We start from the raw sequence: 18,646 nt of genomic DNA, 5'->3' as shown, positions 1-18,646 counted from the left end.
ATAGCAATGCCGTGGCCTTCGGGCGCGTGGCCTGTAGGCACTTCCACTTCCTCCTCCTCGATCTCCGGTTCGTATTCCGAAGGCCCGCCAAGCGCCTCGTAATCTACGACCACCACGTCGTCCGGGACTTCCAGGTTGCGCGCGGCGTCGAATGCGGCTTTTTCTTCTTCCGCTTCGTAATCCACCGCTACAATCGTATCCGGGACTTCCAGGTTGCGCGCGGCATCGAATGCGGCTTTTTCCTCTTCCGCTTCGTAATCCACTGCTACAATCGTATCCGGCACTTCCAGGTTGCGTGCGGCGTCAAATTCAGCTTTTTCTTCTTCCGCTTCATAATCAACTGCTACTACATCATCCGGCACTTCCAGGTTGCGTGCGGCGTCAAATTCAGCTTTTTCTTCTTCCGCTTCATAATCAACTGCTACTACATCATCCGGCACTTCCAGGTTGCGCGCAGCTTCAAAAGCGGCTTTATCTTCTTCCGCCTCATAATCTACCGCCACCACTTCGTCTACCTCCGTAGGCGGTACTGCTATTTCTGCGGCGTTAATCGTTTCCGTTTCCTTTACAGCCAGGCGTGCCTGCGCTGCGGCGCGGTCTTCGGCCTCCAGTTCGTCCAGTATGGCCTGGTCTTCGGCGCTGATGCCGGCAACTTCCGCAGCGGGAAGGTCAGCCGTAAGCAAGGCGCCGTCTCCGGGAGCCTCCTGCGTAGCCGCTACCGAAGCTTCCAGTTCATCCAGCAAGCTGGCTTCTTCCTCATCCACTTCCGCACCGGCCGGTTCGCCCCAGGGAGCGGGCAGCGGATCGGCCGTGGCTTCCACATTGTCGATGATCGCCTGGTCCTGGCCGTTGACCGCATCTTCCACCTCGATTTCCCGGCTTTGCCAGCTGTCTGCCGCTTCCCGGGGAGGCGGCGGAGCCGCTGCCGGCGCAGGCGATTGTGACGCGGTAAGCTGATAGAGGTACTGCGGCGTGCTGGTATACAGCTGCGCCGCCTTGAATACCGGGTCCTGGAAATCCGGCGTATCCGCAAATTGTTTCTGCGCCAGGAGGACGCGGGCCGCCGCGAAGTACGGATACTGCTCCACCAGGCGCTCCAGGGCCTGCTGGTCTACATTCTTCAGCTCATCTTCGTGAAAAATATGATCTATAATCCTGTTCGGCGTCATGTGCGCTAAAATATGAAAATAATGTCTAAATCAAAGAATGCCTACCAGTTCGCAAACGCCCGGTTAAAGATATCGTCCACCAGGTTGGGAACGATCTCCGCAATCAGCTGAGGCTCGGCCTCGTTGATCGTCCGGGAAGCGTTGAAGTCGGCCGAACGGGAGAACGACTGGTTCGTAAACCCTTTCTTGTCGCCGATCCGTTTAACGAACGTCACATTCACCGTGATGGTTAAACGGGCGCTCGCCGGTTTGTCGATATCCGTTACCGCGGAGTTGGACACGGAATACCCCGTAATGGTGCCGCGGAACTCATAGTCGGCCGTCTGGTCGTTGGTTTGGGTAAGGCGCGTTTGCGCGAGGATCTTCTGGCGGAGCTTCTCGGTGACATTCTGGCTCAGCTGCGGGTTATTCTGCGGCGCACGGTTTTCGATATAGCGCACCAGCACGGTTTTAGCCTCCGGATCGATGGTGGCGCCGTTGGCGGAATATTTGATCGTGCAGCCTCCGATGCCGGCCCACAGGGCGATGCCGGCCAGCAGGGCGATGTATCTGGACATAGGTCGTTTATTCATGAATGTTGTATTCCTTCAATTTACGGTACAAGGTACGTTCCGAAATGCCGAGATCGAGCGCGGCGTCTTTCCTTTTTCCCTTGTGCTTGCGCAACGCCTTCTCGATCAGTTCTTTTTCCTTGTCGGCGATCGATAAAGTCTCTTCCACTTCTTCATGATGATCGATGGTATTGTCTTTCAGGATGATCGGTTGCTGGTTGGCGGGCGCCGAGATAATGCCGGGCGTGGACACCACCGGCGCTTCCGCCGGCTGATGGAAACCCGCCAGTGCGCCGGGGTCCGCGTACGCCGTATGCGCCAGGTTGGGATTCTGCATCACTTCGAAAAACATCTTCTTCAGTTCGGTCACGTCTTTCTTCATATCGAAGAAAAGCTTGTACAGGATATCCCTTTCGTTCGAGAAATCCCCGTTACCCTGCGAATGGCCGCCCGGTGCAAGCATGGGCAGGCGGTTGACGGCCGGCTGCTCCGGGAGGAAGTTCCGCAGGTCCGTGGCGTTCACCAGCTTCTCCGGCGCCAGCACGGAAATCTGCTCCGCAATGTTCTTCAGTTCGCGCACGTTACCCGGCCAGGGATAGTTCACCAGCACGTCCCGTGCTTCGTCGGTCAGCTGGATGGAAGTCGTTTTGTACTTCTCCGCAAAATCCACGCAGAACTTGCGGAAGAGCATGGGAATATCTTCTTTCCTGTCGCGCAGCGAAGGCACGCGGATAGGAACGGTGTTGAGCCGGTAATATAAATCCTCGCGGAACTTGCCCTGCTGGGTGCGTTCGAGCAGGTCGCGGTTGGTGGCGGCGATTACGCGCACGTCGGTTTTCTGCACTTTGGAAGAGCCCACGCGGATATATTCGCCGGTTTCCAGTACGCGCAGCAGCCGTGCCTGCGTGCCCAGGGGCATTTCCCCGATCTCGTCGAGGAAGATGGTGCCGCCGTTCACGGTTTCGAAATAACCCTTGCGGTTGTCTACCGCGCCGGTAAACGATCCCTTCTCATGCCCGAACAGCTCCGAATCGATCGTGCCTTCCGGGATGGCGCCGCAGTTCACGGCGATGAAAGGATTGTGCTTGCGGGCGCTTAACGCATGGATGATCTGGGAGAATACTTCCTTGCCCACGCCGCTCTCGCCGGAAATCAGCACCGTCAGGTCGGTATTGGCGACCTGCGCGGCCACCTGCAGCGCGTAATTGAGCGATGCGGAATTGCCGATGATGCCGAAGCGGTTCTTTATGCTTTGAATATTGTCCATTCCAATTATTTTTTAATCAGCAGCGCCCCACCACCGTAGCGATGAGGGTGCCTGCCGTACAGTCTTCGATTTTGACCATCACGTAATCGCCTTTTTGAAGATCTCCCTTGTCGAAAACCGCCACTTTGTTCTGGTCGGTGCGGCCGAACAGCTGCTCGTCGGATTTCCTGGAAGTACCTTCTACAAGCACTTTTAGCGTCTTGCCCACTTCTTTTTGCATGCTCTCGTGCGAATGCCCGCGGTGAAGGGCCACGATCTCGGCGAGGCGGCGTTTCTTCACGTCTTCCGGCACATCGTCCTGGTACCGGCGGGCCGCCAGCGTACCGGGGCGCTCCGAGTAGGCGAACATGTAGGCGAGGTCGTATCTGGCGTAATCCATGATGGACATAGTGTCCTGGTGGTCTTCTTCCGTTTCCGTGCAGAACCCGGTGATCACGTCGGTGGAGATGGCGCAGTCGGGGAGGATTTCACGGATGCGGTCGACCTTTTTCATATACCATTCCCGGGTGTAGGTGCGGTTCATCAGCTGCAGGACGCGCGTGGAGCCGCTTTGCACCGGGAGGTGGATGTAATTGCATATGTTTTCGTGGCGGGCCATGGCGTGCAGCACTTCGTCGGTAATGTCTTTCGGATGGGAGGTGCTGAAGCGCACCCGCAGCAGTGGGCTGATGGCGGCCACGCGCTCGAGCAGGCTGGCGAAGGTGATCGTTTCGTCTTTGGCTTCGTCCACGAAATAATAGGAGTCCACGTTCTGGCCCAGGAGCGTTACTTCGCGGTAGCCACGTTCGAACAGGTCGGTGGCTTCGGCCAGGATGGAGTAGGGGTCGCGGCTGCGCTCGCGGCCACGGGTGAAGGGCACCACGCAGAAGGTGCACATGTTATTGCAGCCGCGCATGATAGACACAAAGGCGGTTACGCCGTTGCTGTCGAGGCGCACGGGGCTGATGTCTCCATACGTTTCTTCCCGGCTCAGCAGCACGTTAATGGCTTTCTGCCCGGTACCGGCCTCCTCGATAAGGGAGGGGAGGGTACGGTAGGCGTCGGGGCCCACGACCAGGTCCACCAGCTTTTCTTCCTCCAGGAACTTGGATTTGAGCCGTTCGGCCATGCAGCCGAGCACGCCCACGAGGAACCCGGGCTTCTGTTGTTTAGTCTTTTTAAAGGTGGTGAGGCGCTGGCGCACGGTCTGCTCCGCCTTTTCGCGGATGGAGCAGGTGTTGAGCAGCACGAGGTCGGCTTCTTCCACGTTGCGGGTGGCGCCGTAACCCTGGGTATTGAGGATGGAGGCGACGATTTCACTGTCGTTGAAATTCATCTGGCAACCATAGCTTTCTATATAAAACTTCTTTGCATAGGTACGGGTGTCCTCCGCCGCGGGGGCGATGGCTTCGCCCTGGCGGCTCTCATCATGTACTTTCTGAACTGTTTCCAGCATGCCTGTCAAAATTTAAGAACTGCAAAAGTACATAAAAAAATGACAGAATGACAGGAAGAATCCCGGGAAAGATGGGATGGATCGCTGGCCGGGTATAAGAGGGAAAAAATGCATTTTGAATTGAAAAAGGCGGGATGTATATTTGCCATCCTTTCAGGAATATCAGCGGGAATAGCTCATTTGGTAGAGCATCAGCTTCCCAAGCTGAGGGTGGCCGGTTCGAGCCCGGTTTCCCGCTCATAGAAAGCCGCTTTTACAGCGGCTTTTCTTTTTCCCGGGTATTTGCCTATATTGTGTTTAATCATAATGCAGTACTTTCCATGAACGATAAAAGAAGAAAATGGATTAAAGCTGTGCTGCTGCAAGGGGCTGGCTTCGCCATCCTTGCCATTTCGATGGACAGCCTGTTTCATCTTGAATTTCGGTGGAAGCAGGCGCCTGCGTGGATCATTGCCGGCATCCTGTTTGGGATCTCCATGAATTTTTCCTCCAGGAAGAGCCAGTAAGCAATTCTTTCCACAGCCGGTTTTGTTAGCCCGGAACAGGCATTCGTTAATTGGACCCGGCCACTGGTACTAATTCAGTCTATCTTGGCGCTATTATCACTACCCCATCAAGCTATGCGCACCGAGATCGATAATTTCCTCATCACCGAAACCCCTGAAGCCGTGGAGCTCCGCTTCCGCCGATCGTTCAAAGACTGGTTCGACCTCACCTGGTCTATAATATTCACCGCTTTCGCCTGCTGGCTGGTATGGTTTGTATTCCAGCATGGTTTTCAGCACATGCCTGCCGGAAGATGGGCCTTTGGCGTCTTTATCACCATCATCGCGGTGTTACTGGCCGGTGACCTCTGGTCCAGGCTGGTTAGCCCGGCCGGGAAGCTCGCATGGATCGACAAATCCGCCAAATCCCTCACCATCCGCCCCACCGTTTTCAGTAAGCGCACCTACCCGCTGCACGAAGTAGGCGGTTTCTCCTCTTCGAACAAGGGGACCAGGCCCAGCATCCTCCATTACATCCGCCGCTCCATGCCCCGCACGCTGCGGCTGCGGCTGAAACGCGGAGGCACTGTGCCGCTGGTGCACCTGTCCACCATCGATATCATCAACCTCGGCAACCGCCAACCCCGGACGGATGCGATCCTCCGCGCGAAGAAAGTAGCCGAAGAAATGAACCGGTATATCAACCAGGTCAAATCTCCGGGAAAAACAGGCTTACGGTTCAAATAAGGGCCCGCATTCAGCAATAGCCAGTATTCCCGGGTTTTGCCTATTCAATATCTCATGCCTGCATATGTCTGGCAGGATAATAAAAAGCGCCCCGGAAGAGGCGCTCGCGTGTTCGCTCATCTAAGCAAAGGATCGGCTGCCGGGAACCATTTCAGTCACGCATCCAGCCGGAATGCAGTGCCGCTGCATCTGTTACAAAGTACGCCGATCCGGATGCCGCCCTCACCGTACATTTTCGCGATTATCCGCCAAAGTAATTCTACTCAAATGCAAAAGCCGCCCGGAATGGACGGCTTTCTTTGGAATAAGGGCTATTACCTGAACGGATGATACTGTGGTTTTTGTGATGGGATATAGGTGTATCGGTCGTTTAATCCGCCATATAAGGCCTCAGTTTTTTGGTCAGCTCCGTTTGTTCCGAAACTGAAAGCCCATCGCCGTCCGTGATCTGGTACATCGCCTCCTGGATCCAGCCATAGGGGCGCAGCCATTCGGGCCGGTCGTTGACGGACTTCATCAGCTCGGCGGGGTCATAGTGTTTCGTGAGCTTCAATTTCGGAAAGTGCGCGAGGTATTCCGCGAAATCGAGCAGGGGATTGTAGGTGGTCCAGTCGTGGATTTCGTACATATCCAATGCGATCGGGTATTCCGGGTGACCGGGCTTCACGCCAAGCGGCGAAGGAGCGTTCAGGTTGATGCTCGACAGGCCGAGGTAAATGGTCATCGTGTCTTTTTGCGGGCCCGTGGGCGGTACAGTCACCGTAACTTCCTGCATGAGCATGCCGTTTTGATACCTTCTGCGGTCGGTGGTTCTGGCGAAGGAAACGAACATGGTGCCGGCGGGGAATTTGTGCTCCTTCGCGGTGGTATTCGTGTTCACCAGGTTTACGTCTACATAAAAGGTATTGGTGTTGCCATGCAGCAGGTTGATATCGGGGTTGAAAGGCTTGTTGGGCCTGCGCACCAACTTTACGCCGGGCCAGGTGTCTACCGGGCGGTTGTATGGCTTCGCGGTATCCGGGCCAATGCCGGGGGCGGCGAGGTGGTGGATATCGAAAAGATCAAGAATGTCGGCCCAGTTGGGTTCCTCCTGTTCGGTAGGATCGGGTTGTTCCGGTTCGGGTTCTAAGGTTTCGCTGCCGCAGGACGCGGCGAAAAAGGTAACGCAACAGGCGGAGAAAATGATGATGAGCTTTTTCATGTGTAAACTATTGAATGATGAGGCAAATGTGCGTGGGTGGAATATGCCGGCGCCTCCATGCGTTGGGGTAAATCGTAGCAGGGGAGTTGGGGAGCAGTGATTTTTGCATGTTGGTGAAGCATGATTACGGATGCAAAATTATCATCACCACGAGCGGGATTTTTCAGTAGAACAACTCAATTTACACCTGAGTAATAGTACTGGCTATAAACACGAAGCAGCCCCCGGCCGGGGGCTGCTCCTGTACTTTCTTCGCGTGTTGCGGATCAGGCGGTTTGCCCGATGCGCTGCATGATCCAGCTGTCTTTCAGCGGCATCAGCCATTTTTCCTTCATCTCGCCCAGCGTCAGCACCGTATTGTTGAGATACAGCGTGTCTTTGCTGATATATCCTTTCTCCAGCGCATACGCTACCTGTTGCAGCGGCAGCAGCTGGAACTTGTCTTTCACGATAAAACCCAGCAGCAGGCGGTCGAACAGGTTTACTTCGTACTGCCGTTCGATGCTTTTCACGATGCGTACGGAGCTGTCGGTGCTGCAACCGCTCACGTGCGTCTCCGACTCGTCGGCGATGAGCACGATCACCTGGTTGAACAGCACTTTGCCCCAACCTTTCACGGGTACGCCGTGGGCATTCCACTGCGCGGTGAACTGGTGGAGCTGTTCTTCGATCTCCGCGGTTTCCTTTTCGCTGAAAGGACGGTTGCTCTGGTATATCCAAACCCGGGATTCGGCGGCGAAGCCGGCGGGCAGTTGTTGTATGATTGCGTTCTGGTCCATATGGCAAATTTACGAAATCGGGAGGAAACGGGCTATTCCTGCATGTCGCGGGCGATGAGCTCGGCCAGGTCCAGCACTTTCACGCTGTCTTCCTTTCCGGTTTCCTTCACGCCGTCGGTAAGCATGGTCATGCAGAAGGGGCAGTTGGAGGCGATGATCTCCGCGCCGGTTTCCACGGCTTCGCGGCCTCTTTCGAAGTTGACGCGTGTGGTCCCTTTTTCTTCTTCCTTGAACATCTGGGCGCCGCCTGCTCCGCAGCAAAGCCCGCGGCTGCCGCAGCGCTTCATTTCCACCAGCTCGGCATCGAGGGCTTCCAATACGGCGCGGGGCGCTTCGTAAATGCCGTTGGCGCGGCCGATATAGCAGGAGTCGTGGTAAGTGATTTTTTTCCCTTTGAAAGTGCCGCCTTCCTTCATTTTGATGCGGCCTTCGTTGATCAGGCCCTGCAGGAAGGTGGTGTGGTGCATTACTTCGTAATGGCCGCCCAGTTCGGGATATTCGTTCTTCAGGGTGTTGAAGCAGTGCGGGCAGGCCGTCACGATCTTCTTCACGCCATAACCGTTCAGCACCTGGATGTTGTTATACGCCATCATCTGGAACAGGAATTCGTTGCCGGCGCGGCGGGCAGGGTCGCCGGTACAGGCTTCCTCTTTGCCCAGCACGGCGAACTTCGTACCGGTGCGCGTAAGGATCTCGGCGAAGGCGCGCGTGATCTTCTGCGAGCGCTGGTCGATACTGCCGGCGCATCCTACCCAGAAAAGCACTTCCGGCATTTCGCCTTCGGCAAAATATTCAGCCATGGTCTTGATCTGCATACTCATATATTTAAGCGTGTATCCAGGCGTCCCTTTCGTCCGGGGAGGACTTCCAGGGGGCCATATTGTTTTCGATATTGGAGAACATGAGGGTCCATTCCTGCGGGGCGTTGGATTCTTCCATCACCAGCTGCCTGCGCATCTGGTAAATGATATCCAGCGGGTGGATGCTCACGGGGCATTCTTCCACGCAGGCGCCGCAGCTGGTGCAGGCGCGGAGCTCTTCTACGGTGATGTAATCGTGCAGCAGCGTTTTACCCGTTTCGCCACGGCCCGCGGCTTCCGCCCGGTCGCGCGTTTTCATCATGATCAGGCGCGGGGAAAGGGCTTTGCCGGTCTGCGTGGCCGGGCAAGCAGCCGAGCACCTGCCGCATTCCGTGCAGGCAAACGCATCGAGCAGGTTTTTCCAGGTGAGGTCGTGCACGTCTTTGGCGCCGAATTTCACTTCAGCGGCGGCGGCCTCCGTAGGCGCCAGTTCCGGCTGCATGGCGTACAGCACTTCCTGCTGGATGGCGGGCATGTTTTCCATCTTCCCCTTCGGCTCCAGCTGCGCGTAATACGCGTTGGGAAAGGCAAGGATGATGTGCAGGTGCTTGGACCAGGGCAGGTAATTCAGGAAAGCAAGGACCCCCAGGATATGGAGCCACCAGGCCGCCCTTTCGATCCCTGTCAGCGCGGGCGTGGAGAATCCTTCGAACAGCGGCTGGAACATCCCCGTCACCCAGAAACTCCCGGTATCCGGGTAATGCGGCACCTGGCGCGATTGCAGCACCCCGTCGGCCGTGTTCATGGTCAGGAATAACAGCATGAGCACGATCTCGGTGATGAGGATATAGTTGGCGTCGGACCGCGGCCATCCGTCGAGGTCGCGGCTGAGGAAGCGTTTAATTTTCAGGATATTGCGGCGGACGAGGAAAATGGCGCAGGAAACGGCCACCAGCACCGCCAGGATCTCGAAACATCCGATCAGCACATTATATACCGGCCCGAGGTAAGGGGCGAAGATGCGGTGCGTGCCGGCCAGACCGTCGATGATGATCTCCAGGATCTCCAGGTTGATGATGACGAAGCCCGCATATACGAAAAAGTGCAGGACCGCCACCAGCGGGTTGCGGAACATCTTCTTCTGGCCGAATGCCAGCAACAGCAGGTTGTTCCAGCGCCGGCCGGGTTGGTCCGACAGGTCGGTGTCCCTCCCCAGCAGGATGTTGCGGCGGATACCTGCCGCCCTCCGGCTGAAGAAATAAACGGCAGCTGCCAGCGCTGCGAAAAAGAGCAGTTGTGAAACAATTTGCATATCGTTGATTTGACCGGTTGTTGTCGCAATTTATGTATTTTTACGGCTGAACAATTTTTTAGTATGGAAAATCGGAACGTCATCCTCACCGGGGAAGTAATTGAAAAGAAGATCGAACGGATCGCGTATGAAATTTACGAGCACAATTACGACGAGCCCTCCATCATCCTCGCGGGCATCTGGGACCGTGGCTCCATCATCACCCGCAAGATCGCCGCGCACCTCCAACGGATCGCGCCCTTCTCCGTGGAAGTCATGGAAATCAAGCTGGACAAGCAATCCCCCGGCGAAGTAACTCTTTCCGCCACCACCGATTTCAATAACAAAGTAATAGTGGTCATCGATGATGTCGCCAATTCCGGCCGCACGATGCTCTACGCCATCAAACCCTTCCTGACCTATCTTCCCAAAAAAATACTCACCGCCGTACTGGTCGACCGCCAGCATAAATCTTTCCCCTTATCCGTCGATTTCGTCGGGTACAGCCTGGCTACAACGCCGCAGAATATGGTGATGGTGGATGTGGAAGGAGAGGAGATCGCCTCCGCTTACCTGGTGTAGTTTCTTCCTTAAAAATGAAAAGCATGCGCCCGGAGCCTGCCCGCACTGTTGATTTCCAGCGCGGGAGCGGGAATCTTGATCATGTTCAGCGCCTGCAGCAGCACTTTAATGCCCTTGCGCCGTGTAGGGATGCGCGTAAGGTCGATGTCGGGCGAGAGGTAAAATTGCCTTACCCTGCGGATGTGCCGGTAATCGGTGTGGTTCCCCTCCTGCGTGTCCCACATATTCTCATAAGCGTCGTACACGCCGTCTACCCCATACCCGAACGAAATGTTCAGCCATTTGGGCAGTTTTTTATGCGGGAAGAAGGAAGACAGGTTAAGGGAAGCCCAATAGGTTTGCCCGTTATAATCTTTTAAAATCCTTTCCAGGGTGTTCACCCCGTAAATATCATCCGCTCTCCGGTGCAACACAGGGTCGGTATATCGCACCGGCGACCAGGAGAACTTCAATTGAATGCGCTGCTCATCCCACAGCAATTCCTGCCCCACCATGGCCGCGGAGCCGATGGCATTGGCCGCCATGTCGGACCAGGAGAACCCCCAGTTCGCTGATCCCCCGTCCAGCACTTCGATCACTGATTGGTAAGCCAGGCCGCTCAGCCCGCCGTACCAGATTTGCTTTTTGCGGGGCAGTCCCGTCCATCGCCACAGTTCGCGGCTGTATTTGGAGAAGAAATAAGTGGTGAAAACATGGCCGGCTTTGTCCATCTGGAGCCATTCGCCGCCGTCATTATAGAAATGGAAGCGCCGCCGCGGGAATCCTTTGTACCAATACTCGTTGAGCACCAGCATGGAACCCGCAGATACAGCAACGGTACCCGCGCTGAGGGCCACCATCCGGGCCGGAACGGTCGTATCCGGCCGTTCGAAGAATCCCGTGCGGCTGGCCTCCTGTGCGGATACCGCGCTATACAAGAATGTTAAGGTCAGGTGTATCGATACAACCTGTAAGCGCATTACAATTGCATGTCGTGAATAATGTTGGTCACCTTCGCGTCGAGGGCTTGCTCCACTCTTTCGACATCGGCCACGCTGTCGAGCGTTTCATGCACGCTGAAGTAGAACTTGATCTTGGGCTCCGTGCCCGAAGGCCGCGCGGAAATGCGGCTGCCGTCTTCCAAAAGGAATTGCAGTACATTGGATTTCGGCAGATCGAGCTTTTCTTTTTCGCCGGTGGCCAGCGTGGTTACAAACTGTTGCTCGTAATCGAAAATCTTCACCACTTTGGAACCATTGATAACCGCCGGGGGATTCTCGCGGTAACGGGTCATCATCTCCGCGATCTCTTCGGCGCCTTTCATGCCTTTCTTCGTGATGGAAATAAGCGATTCTTTATAAAAACCGTAACGCAGGTAAATATCGATGAGCTGTTCGTAGAGGGAACGGCCTTCGTTCTTGGCATATGCCGCCATCTCGCAGATCATGGCCACGGATGCGATGGCGTCTTTATCGCGCACGTTGTCGCCGATCATATATCCATACGATTCCTCGCCGCCGCACACGAAGTTTTCGGTGGCTTCTTTCCTGCGGATGAGGTCGGCGATCCATTTGAAACCGGTGAGGGTGTTGTAGCAGGTGATCTGGTTGCTGGCCGCGAATACGTCGATCAGGTCGGAAGTAACGATGGTTTTGCAGATGTAGTCGTTGGGTTTGGACAGCCCTTTGCTTTTACGCGCTTCCACGATGTAGTTGAAGAGCAGTACGGCGGTCTGGTTGCCGTTGAGCAGGATCCATTTGCCGGTATGGTCTTTTACGGCGATACCCACGCGGTCGGAGTCCGGGTCTGTCCCCAGCAGGATGTCGGCATCGAGCTCGGCGGCTTTCTTCAGGCCGATGCTCATGGCTTCGGACTCTTCGGGATTGGGATACACTACGGTCGGGAAGTTGCCGTCGGGCCTGGCCTGTTCTTCCACCACATGCACATTGGTAAAACCAAAGCGCTGCAGGATTTCAGGAACGAGGGTGATGCCGGTGCCGTGGATGGGGGTGTAGACGATCTTCAGCGCATGCTGTTTGGCCACCACTTCGGGGTACACGCTGAGGCTTTTGAGCATGGCGAGGTAGGCTTCGTCCATTTCCTTGCCGATGAGCGTGATATTTTCTTCCCAGCCGGTCCATTTCACCTCGCCGATGCCTTCGATCTTCTCCACTTCGGCGATCACGTTCTTATCGTGGGGCGGCACCAGCTGGGCGCCGTCGTTCCAATAAGCCTTGTAGCCGTTGTATTCCCGCGGGTTGTGGGAGGCAGTAATCACGATCCCGCCCTGGCAGCCCAGGTGGCGGATGGCGAACGAAAGCTCGGGCGTGGGGCGCAGGCTTTCGAAGAGATATACTTTGATCCCGTTGGCCGCCATCACATTGGCCGTCACCTCCGCGAAGAAGCGGCTGTTATTGCGGCTGTCGTGCGCGATGGCTACTTTCACGCCGTCGGGAAAGGATTTATTGAGGTAATTGGCGAATCCCTGGGTGGCGGTGCCAACGGTGTATTTGTTCATACGGTTGGTACCCACGCCCATCACACCGCGGAGGCCGCCGGTGCCGAATTCGAGGTTGCGGTAAAATGCGTCGGTGATCTCGTCCGGGTTTTCCTTGATGAGTTTTTCTACGGTCGATACGGTTTCAGCATCATAGCCTCCGTGAAGCCATTGCTCTGCCTTGCTAAGAATGTTTGCGTCCATGTGTGAATTAACTTTTTGAGGGCTTTATTAACTAAAAACGGAGTGTAAAATAAGGAGAAAAAGGGAATTACGGGGGTAATGGTTATTTTTGCGGTAATATGAGGCGGTACGAAGACAACTACAAACAAAAAGGACTACGCAGACAATTGGTTGACAACATCAGAAAGAAAGGGATTACGGACGAAAACGTACTGGCAGCCATCAACAACATCCCCCGGCATTTTTTCCTGGATACCGCGTTCGAAGGGATCGCGTACGAAGACAGGGCATTTCCGATCGGGGAGGGGCAAACGATTTCGCAGCCCTACACGGTGGCTTACCAGTCGCAGTTACTGGAAGTGAAACCCTTTGAGAAGATCCTTGAGATCGGCACCGGAAGCGCCTACCAGGCTTGCGTGCTGGGAGAACTGAAAGCGAATGTCTACACCATCGAACGGCAGAAAAAACTGTTCGACCTGGTTAAACTATTTCCCTTTAAAAGCAAGTACCCGACCCTCCGGTTCTTTTACGGAGACGGTTACGAGGGCCTGCCCACCTACGCGCCGTTCGACAAAGTGCTCGTAACGGCCGCGGCGCCCCAGATTCCCGAAAAACTGCTCAAACAGCTCAAAATCGGCGGTAAAATGGTTATCCCCGTCGGCGGCGGCGATGTACAGCGCATGCTCCGCATCACCAAAGTGGCCGACGACCAGTTCGAAGAAGAGATTTTCGACAACTTCTCCTTCGTTCCCATGCTCGCTGGCAAAAACAGCTAGCAGGAAAGTCATTACAAGAAAGGCCGGCAGTACCTACTGCCGGCCTTTTTTTATGCCGTTGCGTCGGAGTGTGATTAAAATCCACCCTGACCGCCTTCCATCTGCATGCCGTCGGCACTGGAGCGGTTGTTGCGGCGCTTGAAAATCTGAGCGTCCATCTTGCCGAAACGGTACGAGAAATTCAGCCGCAGGATGCGGGATTCCCTTTTGCGCAGCATGTACTGCGAAAAGAACATGGATTCCTGGTCGATCTCGAACTGGCGGGTGTTGAACACATCGCTCAACGCCAGCGTCACCGAAGCGGCTTTATTCTTGAGGAAATCTTTTTTCAGCGCCAGGTCCACCGAGCTGAGCCCTTTGATGGTGCCCTGTGCGGAGGAAGGAGGCATGCCCATGGGTCCTCCGCCGCCACGGCCGCCGCCGCTGCCCTGCGGGATCGTAATGGCAGGCGCCTGGTAATTGGCCGTTACCTGGACGGTGAAATTATACGGCAGCTTCGTTTCGGAATTGACTTTCGCCAGCCAGCTGAAGCCCCGGTTGTTGTAGGATTCCTTGTCGTTGCGCACCTGCAGCTCTGTCTGGTACAGGTTCACGTTGGTCGTGATATCCCAACCCTTGATGATCTGGTTCTTCATCGTCAGTTCCGCGCCGTAGCTGAAGTTCTTGTTTGCGTTCACGAAGGTGGTCAGCAGCGTATCGTTGCCCGCGGAGATCGGGGTGTTGAGGGTGCTGATGAGGTTGTTGGTATTGCGGTAGTAGAGCGATCCGAGGAAGTTATGGTTCTTCCATTGTTTCATGTAACTGAATTCCAACGAGTTGGTGTATTCAGGCGTGAGGTTGGGGTTGCCTTCGCGGTGGTTCAGCGGATCGCTGAAGTCGCGGTAAGGCACCAGCTGGAAGAAGTTCGGACGGTTCACCCGGCGCGAATAATTCAGTTGCAGCTCCTGTTCCTTTTGCAGCTTGTAAGACAAATACGCGCTGGGGAAGAGGCCAGGAACGGCTTTCGTTGGCTCGAAAATCTTGTTCTCGCTGGGGATGGCGCCGGAATAGACATACTGCTCCGCGCGCAGGCCTACCTGGTAACCGAAGTTTTTAATGGCGTTGGAATAGTTTACGTACGCGGCGTAGATCTGTTCTTTATACTCATAGTCGTTGGACATGGCGTCGGAATACTGTCCGCCTTCATACACATCGTAAACGCTTTCATAATTCCGGAACGATCCCTTCACGCCCGTTTCGAACTTGCCGGTTTTGCCTACCGGGTCCACGTAATCGGCCTGGAAAGAATAGAAATTGGTATTTCCCTTCCCGGTGTTGGACTGGATATAGGCATCGCCCGCTGGTTCGCCCGCGAGGTTCTGCGGGAAGGTGCTAAACCCGCCGTTGCGGTTGTTGTTGCTGAGGTTCATAGACACGTCGGCCGTCAGCTCCTTGTTAGGTTCTGAAAAGAGGTGTTTGTAACCGAGGGTGGTGGTGTAGTTGTTGAAACCGAATTTGCTGTCGGTGATGCGGTGGTTGCGGCTGATCAGCCCCTTGTTCTCGTCGAAGTACCGGCTGCCCAGTTCGTCATGGTTTTTGAACGATCCGCCCACGATATTCTGCGACAGCGAAAGGGTGTTGCGGTTATCCATGAAGTAATCCACCCCGATGCGGCCAAACTGGAATTTGCCGCCGCCATAGCTGTCGCTCAGCTGGTTGATGAAGCTTTTAGGCGTATTCCCGGTGGCGAAGTTCTCCCGGTCGGTAACACCTTCTCCCCAGTTGCGGTTCATGTTGAGGTTATAGTTGGCGGACACGTTCCATTTGCCCTGGCGGGCGGAAATGTTGCCGCCCAGGTTGTATTTGTCGTTGGTGCCGATGCCGCCCTGGATCTGCCCGTTGAAGCCGGCTTTCTTGTTCTTTTTCAGGACGATATTGATGATGCCGCTCATGCCCTCGGCGTCGTACCGGGCGGAGGGGTTGGTGATCAGTTCCACGCTCTCGATGGCGTCTGCCGGGATCTGGTCGAGGGTGAGGGTGCTGGGCTTGCCGTCCACGAATATGTTGGGGGAAGAATTGCGCACCTGCACGTTGCCGTCGATGTCGATGTTGACGGAAGGCACGCTTTTGAGTACATCGGTGGCGGTGCCGCCTACTGAAGTCAGGTTCCGGTCGACGTTGAACACCTTCTTATCGATCGCCATCTGGAAGGCGGAGCGCTGGCCGGTGACTTCCACTTCGCTGAGTGCCTTTACGTTGGGCTCCAGGCGGATGTTGCCCAGGTCCTGCGCCATGGCCTGCGGGGAAACGGCCACTTTTTTGAACAAGGTGGTGTATCCCATGAAGTTGACGCGGATGAGGTAGGGGCCGAAGGGAAGGTTCTCCAGGGAGAAGTCGCCGTTGCCTTTGGAAAGCATGCCGGTTACCACGGAGGAGTCGCGCTGGCGCAGGAGCGCCACGGAAGCATATTCGACGGGTTGTTTCGTTTTGGCGTCGATCAGTTTGCCGTAAATGTGCCCGATGGCGGGGGCTTGTCCGCCGGGGCCGCCGGGGCGTTGCCGGGCGCCTGCGCCGGGAGGGCGTTGGCCGGCAGGAGGGGCCTGGGCAATGGATTGAAGCTGGAGGAAGAATAGTCCTGCGAGGAGGACGTACAGTTTTCTCATTTGATGCATAATTATCGTCGTACTTGACAGGGAATTAGACGTTGTTTTTTACCGGGACATGCACGGAATGTGTAAAGATTACACTACTAAGGGAGCAGCGGTTATTAGGCTGGTGAGAAGGTCGGCAGCAAGGATGGGATACGGGAGCCGGATGTGGTTTCCGTAGTACTGCCTTTAGTACGGTTACAGTACGGTATCCCTACTGTATCCCTACTAAGCCTTTACTGAGTCTTGCCCTGATATAGGTTTACACCCGGTGTTAAATAATACTGATATTGGTTTACATTGGTCCGGATAAGTCCTGTTTCCGGTTTACAGGTCGACTTTTTCGTCCTGCTCTCATATTGCAGACTTTCTTGTGGGCGGCTTCCAGTGTTTTTGTAATTCTCCCGTGGCTTTCCGGTAGGCTTTTTCGGGCGTCAGGTAATCGTAACAGGAATGGAGCCGTAACCTCAGCGACGGCATTTTCTGCCGGGCCTTGCTACTGGGACTTGCTGATGCCGGTTGGTTATGACCTGTTATAGATTTACGGGGGAAGTACAGAGATGAGTTTACAGAGTTTACAATTGATTGTAAACTTCCTGCTGGTATTTGCGGGGCGCTTTAGCGCCGTGGCCTAATATTTTTACTTTGCGGAAACAACGATCCAGAGCTGGACAAGGCCGATGAGCAGGCCAATTGCCGCGCCCAGGAGGCTCATGGCGGTGAGTGCGCCGCCCATTTTTTCGCGGAGGGCCGCTTCCACTTTTTCGCTGGCGATGCCGGCGATCTTGGAAGAAACGAGGGCCGCGGGGTTGAGGTCGGCTTCCGCTTTATCGAGGAACTGGCCGATCAGTTTGGGGAAGAGGAGGTCCAGCTCGGCGGCGAGGGTCGTTTTGATCTGGTTGATGGTGCTGTCGCCGATGAACATGGCGATCATGGGCATGGATTGTGGCAGCTTGTTGCGCAGGAAGTGGTCGAGGTGTTCTTCCACTACCGGCTTGAGCGCCGATATCTTCTCCGGATCGGTGAGTTTGGTGCGGATATCGCTGAAGGAAAAGAACTGCGCTACGGCTTTGCCGATGGCTTCCGCGATCTGGGGCTGGCGTTTCGGAAACGCGCCCTGCAGCGTGAAGAGCCCCAGGCGCAGGGGCTTCACCGGGTGAAACAAAAGCCAAAGGGCCGCACGGTTGACGAACCAGCCGGTAAATGCAGTCAGCAACGGAATAAGATACAGCATAACCATTTCCTTTTTGATCCAGTTTAAACTAAATAAAAAATGGTCTCCATATTCCAGGAGACCATTTTTTCGGGTGGATGAGGGGTCTCGAACCCCCGACCCTCAGAACCACAATCTGATGCTCTAACCAACTGAGCTACAACCACCGTGTTTGTTTGTTTTGCGGAGTGCAAAGGTAATAATTTTCCCTTCTAACTTCCAAACATTCCGGTAAAAATCTTTAACAAATTTTGTTTTTCATCATCCAAACCTAAACCCTTGATCCCGATACCGGTAACATATGATGGATAAACATGTCCTTCCCAACAACGGTTATGCACAGGATTTCCACAAAAAATGGCGTATCTTTGCCTTTCGCAAATCACCCGAAAACTTACTAGCCCAGCATGCGAAGTGCTGGGCTTTTTGTTTTTACTAGTGAACGATTTACTATATATCTGACTGAAACACAACATAATATGCATATGGATCAGCTAAAATTGAAATTGCAGGAGTATTACCAAAATTACCGGAAGCTGGACAAACAGCCGAAGGCGGAAACGGTTTCCAAAGGTCCCGGAACCGTGCACGACCTGGAGAGCGATATCCTCACCCAGTTCGGCCTCCCCGTGTCGAAAAGATTCGTACAGATTCTGCATGATTTTGTGAACCACACCAACGTCAACGACCAGTTACTGGATTACGTCAGCAGGAAACTGCGCACCGCAGCCAGGAAATATCTACTCTCGCCCGTCATGAGCGATATCGATCAGCTTAACCAGGCGATGGACCAGAAACGGAGCCCCTTCGACGTGCTCCCCGAACTCGGCTATCCCACGCACGACTACGCCGTTTTCCTCATCGGGGAACTGCTCTACCGCCGCAACATGCCCGCCCAGGATATCCTCGACGAGCTCCAGCGCGTTCAGCAGCACAACAGCTGGGAAGACCTCCTCGTATTGTCTAAAATCAGCAGCTACAGCACACACGAGCTGTACGCCAAACTGAAGAAATACGATCTCCGGTTCGTGGACGACTTCATCCAGCACAGCCACCGCCAGGAA

The 18,646-nt window shown here is 55.1% G+C and carries 17 protein-coding genes and 2 tRNA genes; 6 read left to right on the top strand and 13 right to left on the bottom strand.

The window, feature by feature from the left end; translation table 11 throughout:
• From Q0510_RS14135 to miaB, 4 genes are all read right to left on the bottom strand, one after another.
• On the bottom strand, positions 1–1,169 hold a 1,169-nt coding region (locus tag Q0510_RS14135; protein WP_298712939.1), incomplete at its 3' end, for a hypothetical protein.
• 41 nt (positions 1,170–1,210) lie between these two features.
• Positions 1,211–1,726, bottom strand: a complete 516-nt coding sequence (locus tag Q0510_RS14130) for an LptE family protein (protein ID WP_298712936.1) — start codon at positions 1,724–1,726, stop codon at positions 1,211–1,213.
• Positions 1,727–1,733: 7 nt separating this feature from the next.
• Complete coding sequence (locus Q0510_RS14125; RefSeq protein WP_298712933.1) at positions 1,734–2,987, bottom strand: sigma-54 dependent transcriptional regulator; 1,254 nt, start codon at positions 2,985–2,987, stop codon at positions 1,734–1,736.
• A 16-nt stretch (positions 2,988–3,003) separates the two neighbouring features.
• A complete protein-coding gene (gene miaB, locus Q0510_RS14120; protein WP_298712931.1) occupies positions 3,004–4,422 on the bottom strand; it encodes a tRNA (N6-isopentenyl adenosine(37)-C2)-methylthiotransferase MiaB in 1,419 nt (472 codons plus the stop codon).
• Between the two features lie 165 nt (positions 4,423–4,587).
• On the opposite strand from miaB, the gene Q0510_RS14115 reads away from it, so the two are divergent.
• The 3 genes from Q0510_RS14115 (at position 4,588) to Q0510_RS14105 (ending at position 5,654) form a co-directional block, all read left to right on the top strand.
• A tRNA-Gly gene (locus tag Q0510_RS14115) sits at positions 4,588–4,660 on the top strand.
• A gap of 82 nt (positions 4,661–4,742) precedes the next feature.
• The gene (locus tag Q0510_RS14110; protein ID WP_298712928.1) at positions 4,743–4,928 is read left to right on the top strand and encodes a hypothetical protein; all 186 of its coding nucleotides are present in this window, start codon (positions 4,743–4,745) and stop codon (positions 4,926–4,928) included.
• Between the two features lie 114 nt (positions 4,929–5,042).
• Entirely contained in the window at positions 5,043–5,654 is a 612-nt protein-coding gene (locus tag Q0510_RS14105) for a hypothetical protein (RefSeq protein ID WP_298712925.1), read from the top strand.
• A 370-nt stretch (positions 5,655–6,024) separates the two neighbouring features.
• On the opposite strand, the gene Q0510_RS14100 is transcribed toward Q0510_RS14105, so the two are convergent.
• The 4 genes from Q0510_RS14100 to Q0510_RS14085 all read right to left on the bottom strand — a co-directional run bounded on the left by Q0510_RS14100 (position 6,025) and on the right by Q0510_RS14085 (position 9,746).
• Positions 6,025–6,855 (bottom strand): hypothetical protein, encoded by an 831-nt coding sequence (locus Q0510_RS14100; protein ID WP_298712922.1) that lies wholly within the window; start codon positions 6,853–6,855, stop codon positions 6,025–6,027.
• A 266-nt stretch (positions 6,856–7,121) separates the two neighbouring features.
• On the bottom strand, positions 7,122–7,634 hold the full coding sequence (locus Q0510_RS14095; RefSeq protein WP_298712919.1) for a hypothetical protein: 513 nt from the start codon (positions 7,632–7,634) through the stop codon (positions 7,122–7,124).
• A 32-nt stretch (positions 7,635–7,666) separates the two neighbouring features.
• A complete protein-coding gene (locus Q0510_RS14090; protein WP_298712916.1) occupies positions 7,667–8,449 on the bottom strand; it encodes a (Fe-S)-binding protein in 783 nt (260 codons plus the stop codon).
• Positions 8,450–8,459: 10 nt separating this feature from the next.
• Positions 8,460–9,746, bottom strand: a complete 1,287-nt coding sequence (locus tag Q0510_RS14085) for a (Fe-S)-binding protein (protein ID WP_298712913.1) — start codon at positions 9,744–9,746, stop codon at positions 8,460–8,462.
• A gap of 63 nt (positions 9,747–9,809) precedes the next feature.
• On the opposite strand from Q0510_RS14085, the gene Q0510_RS14080 reads away from it, so the two are divergent.
• Positions 9,810–10,307, top strand: a complete 498-nt coding sequence (locus tag Q0510_RS14080; RefSeq protein WP_298712911.1) for a phosphoribosyltransferase family protein — start codon at positions 9,810–9,812, stop codon at positions 10,305–10,307.
• Positions 10,308–10,315: 8 nt separating this feature from the next.
• On the opposite strand, the gene Q0510_RS14075 is transcribed toward Q0510_RS14080, so the two are convergent.
• Both Q0510_RS14075 and Q0510_RS14070 read right to left on the bottom strand, forming a co-directional pair.
• Positions 10,316–11,224: a DUF2279 domain-containing protein gene (locus Q0510_RS14075; RefSeq protein ID WP_298712908.1), complete on the bottom strand. Its 909-nt coding sequence runs from the start codon at positions 11,222–11,224 to the stop codon at positions 10,316–10,318.
• A 41-nt stretch (positions 11,225–11,265) separates the two neighbouring features.
• Positions 11,266–12,987 carry a phospho-sugar mutase gene (locus tag Q0510_RS14070; RefSeq protein WP_298712903.1) on the bottom strand — a complete coding sequence of 574 codons (1,722 nt, stop codon included), beginning with the start codon at positions 12,985–12,987 and terminating at the stop codon, positions 11,266–11,268.
• Between the two features lie 98 nt (positions 12,988–13,085).
• Between Q0510_RS14070 and Q0510_RS14065 the strand changes: the two genes are divergently transcribed.
• Positions 13,086–13,742 (top strand): protein-L-isoaspartate(D-aspartate) O-methyltransferase, encoded by a 657-nt coding sequence (locus Q0510_RS14065; protein WP_298712900.1) that lies wholly within the window; start codon positions 13,086–13,088, stop codon positions 13,740–13,742.
• Between the two features lie 74 nt (positions 13,743–13,816).
• Here Q0510_RS14065 and Q0510_RS14060 read toward each other — a convergent pair whose 3' ends face one another.
• The 3 genes from Q0510_RS14060 to Q0510_RS14050 all read right to left on the bottom strand — a co-directional run bounded on the left by Q0510_RS14060 (position 13,817) and on the right by Q0510_RS14050 (position 17,749).
• Positions 13,817–16,384, bottom strand: a complete 2,568-nt coding sequence (locus tag Q0510_RS14060) for a TonB-dependent receptor (protein ID WP_298712897.1) — start codon at positions 16,382–16,384, stop codon at positions 13,817–13,819.
• Positions 16,385–17,009: 625 nt separating this feature from the next.
• A complete protein-coding gene (locus Q0510_RS14055) occupies positions 17,010–17,603 on the bottom strand; it encodes a DUF445 domain-containing protein (protein WP_298712894.1) in 594 nt (197 codons plus the stop codon).
• 72 nt (positions 17,604–17,675) lie between these two features.
• A tRNA-His gene (locus tag Q0510_RS14050) sits at positions 17,676–17,749 on the bottom strand.
• Positions 17,750–18,067: 318 nt separating this feature from the next.
• Between Q0510_RS14050 and Q0510_RS14045 the strand changes: the two genes are divergently transcribed.
• Positions 18,068–18,646 (top strand): hypothetical protein (locus Q0510_RS14045; RefSeq protein ID WP_298712891.1); only part of this gene is annotated, 579 nt, incomplete at its 3' end.

The organism is uncultured Chitinophaga sp. (genome assembly GCF_937874145.1).
Lineage (GTDB): Bacteria > Bacteroidota > Bacteroidia > Chitinophagales > Chitinophagaceae > Chitinophaga.
The sequence above is the reverse complement of the archived record's forward strand: the minus strand, read 5'-3'. Positions and strand labels throughout refer to the sequence as shown.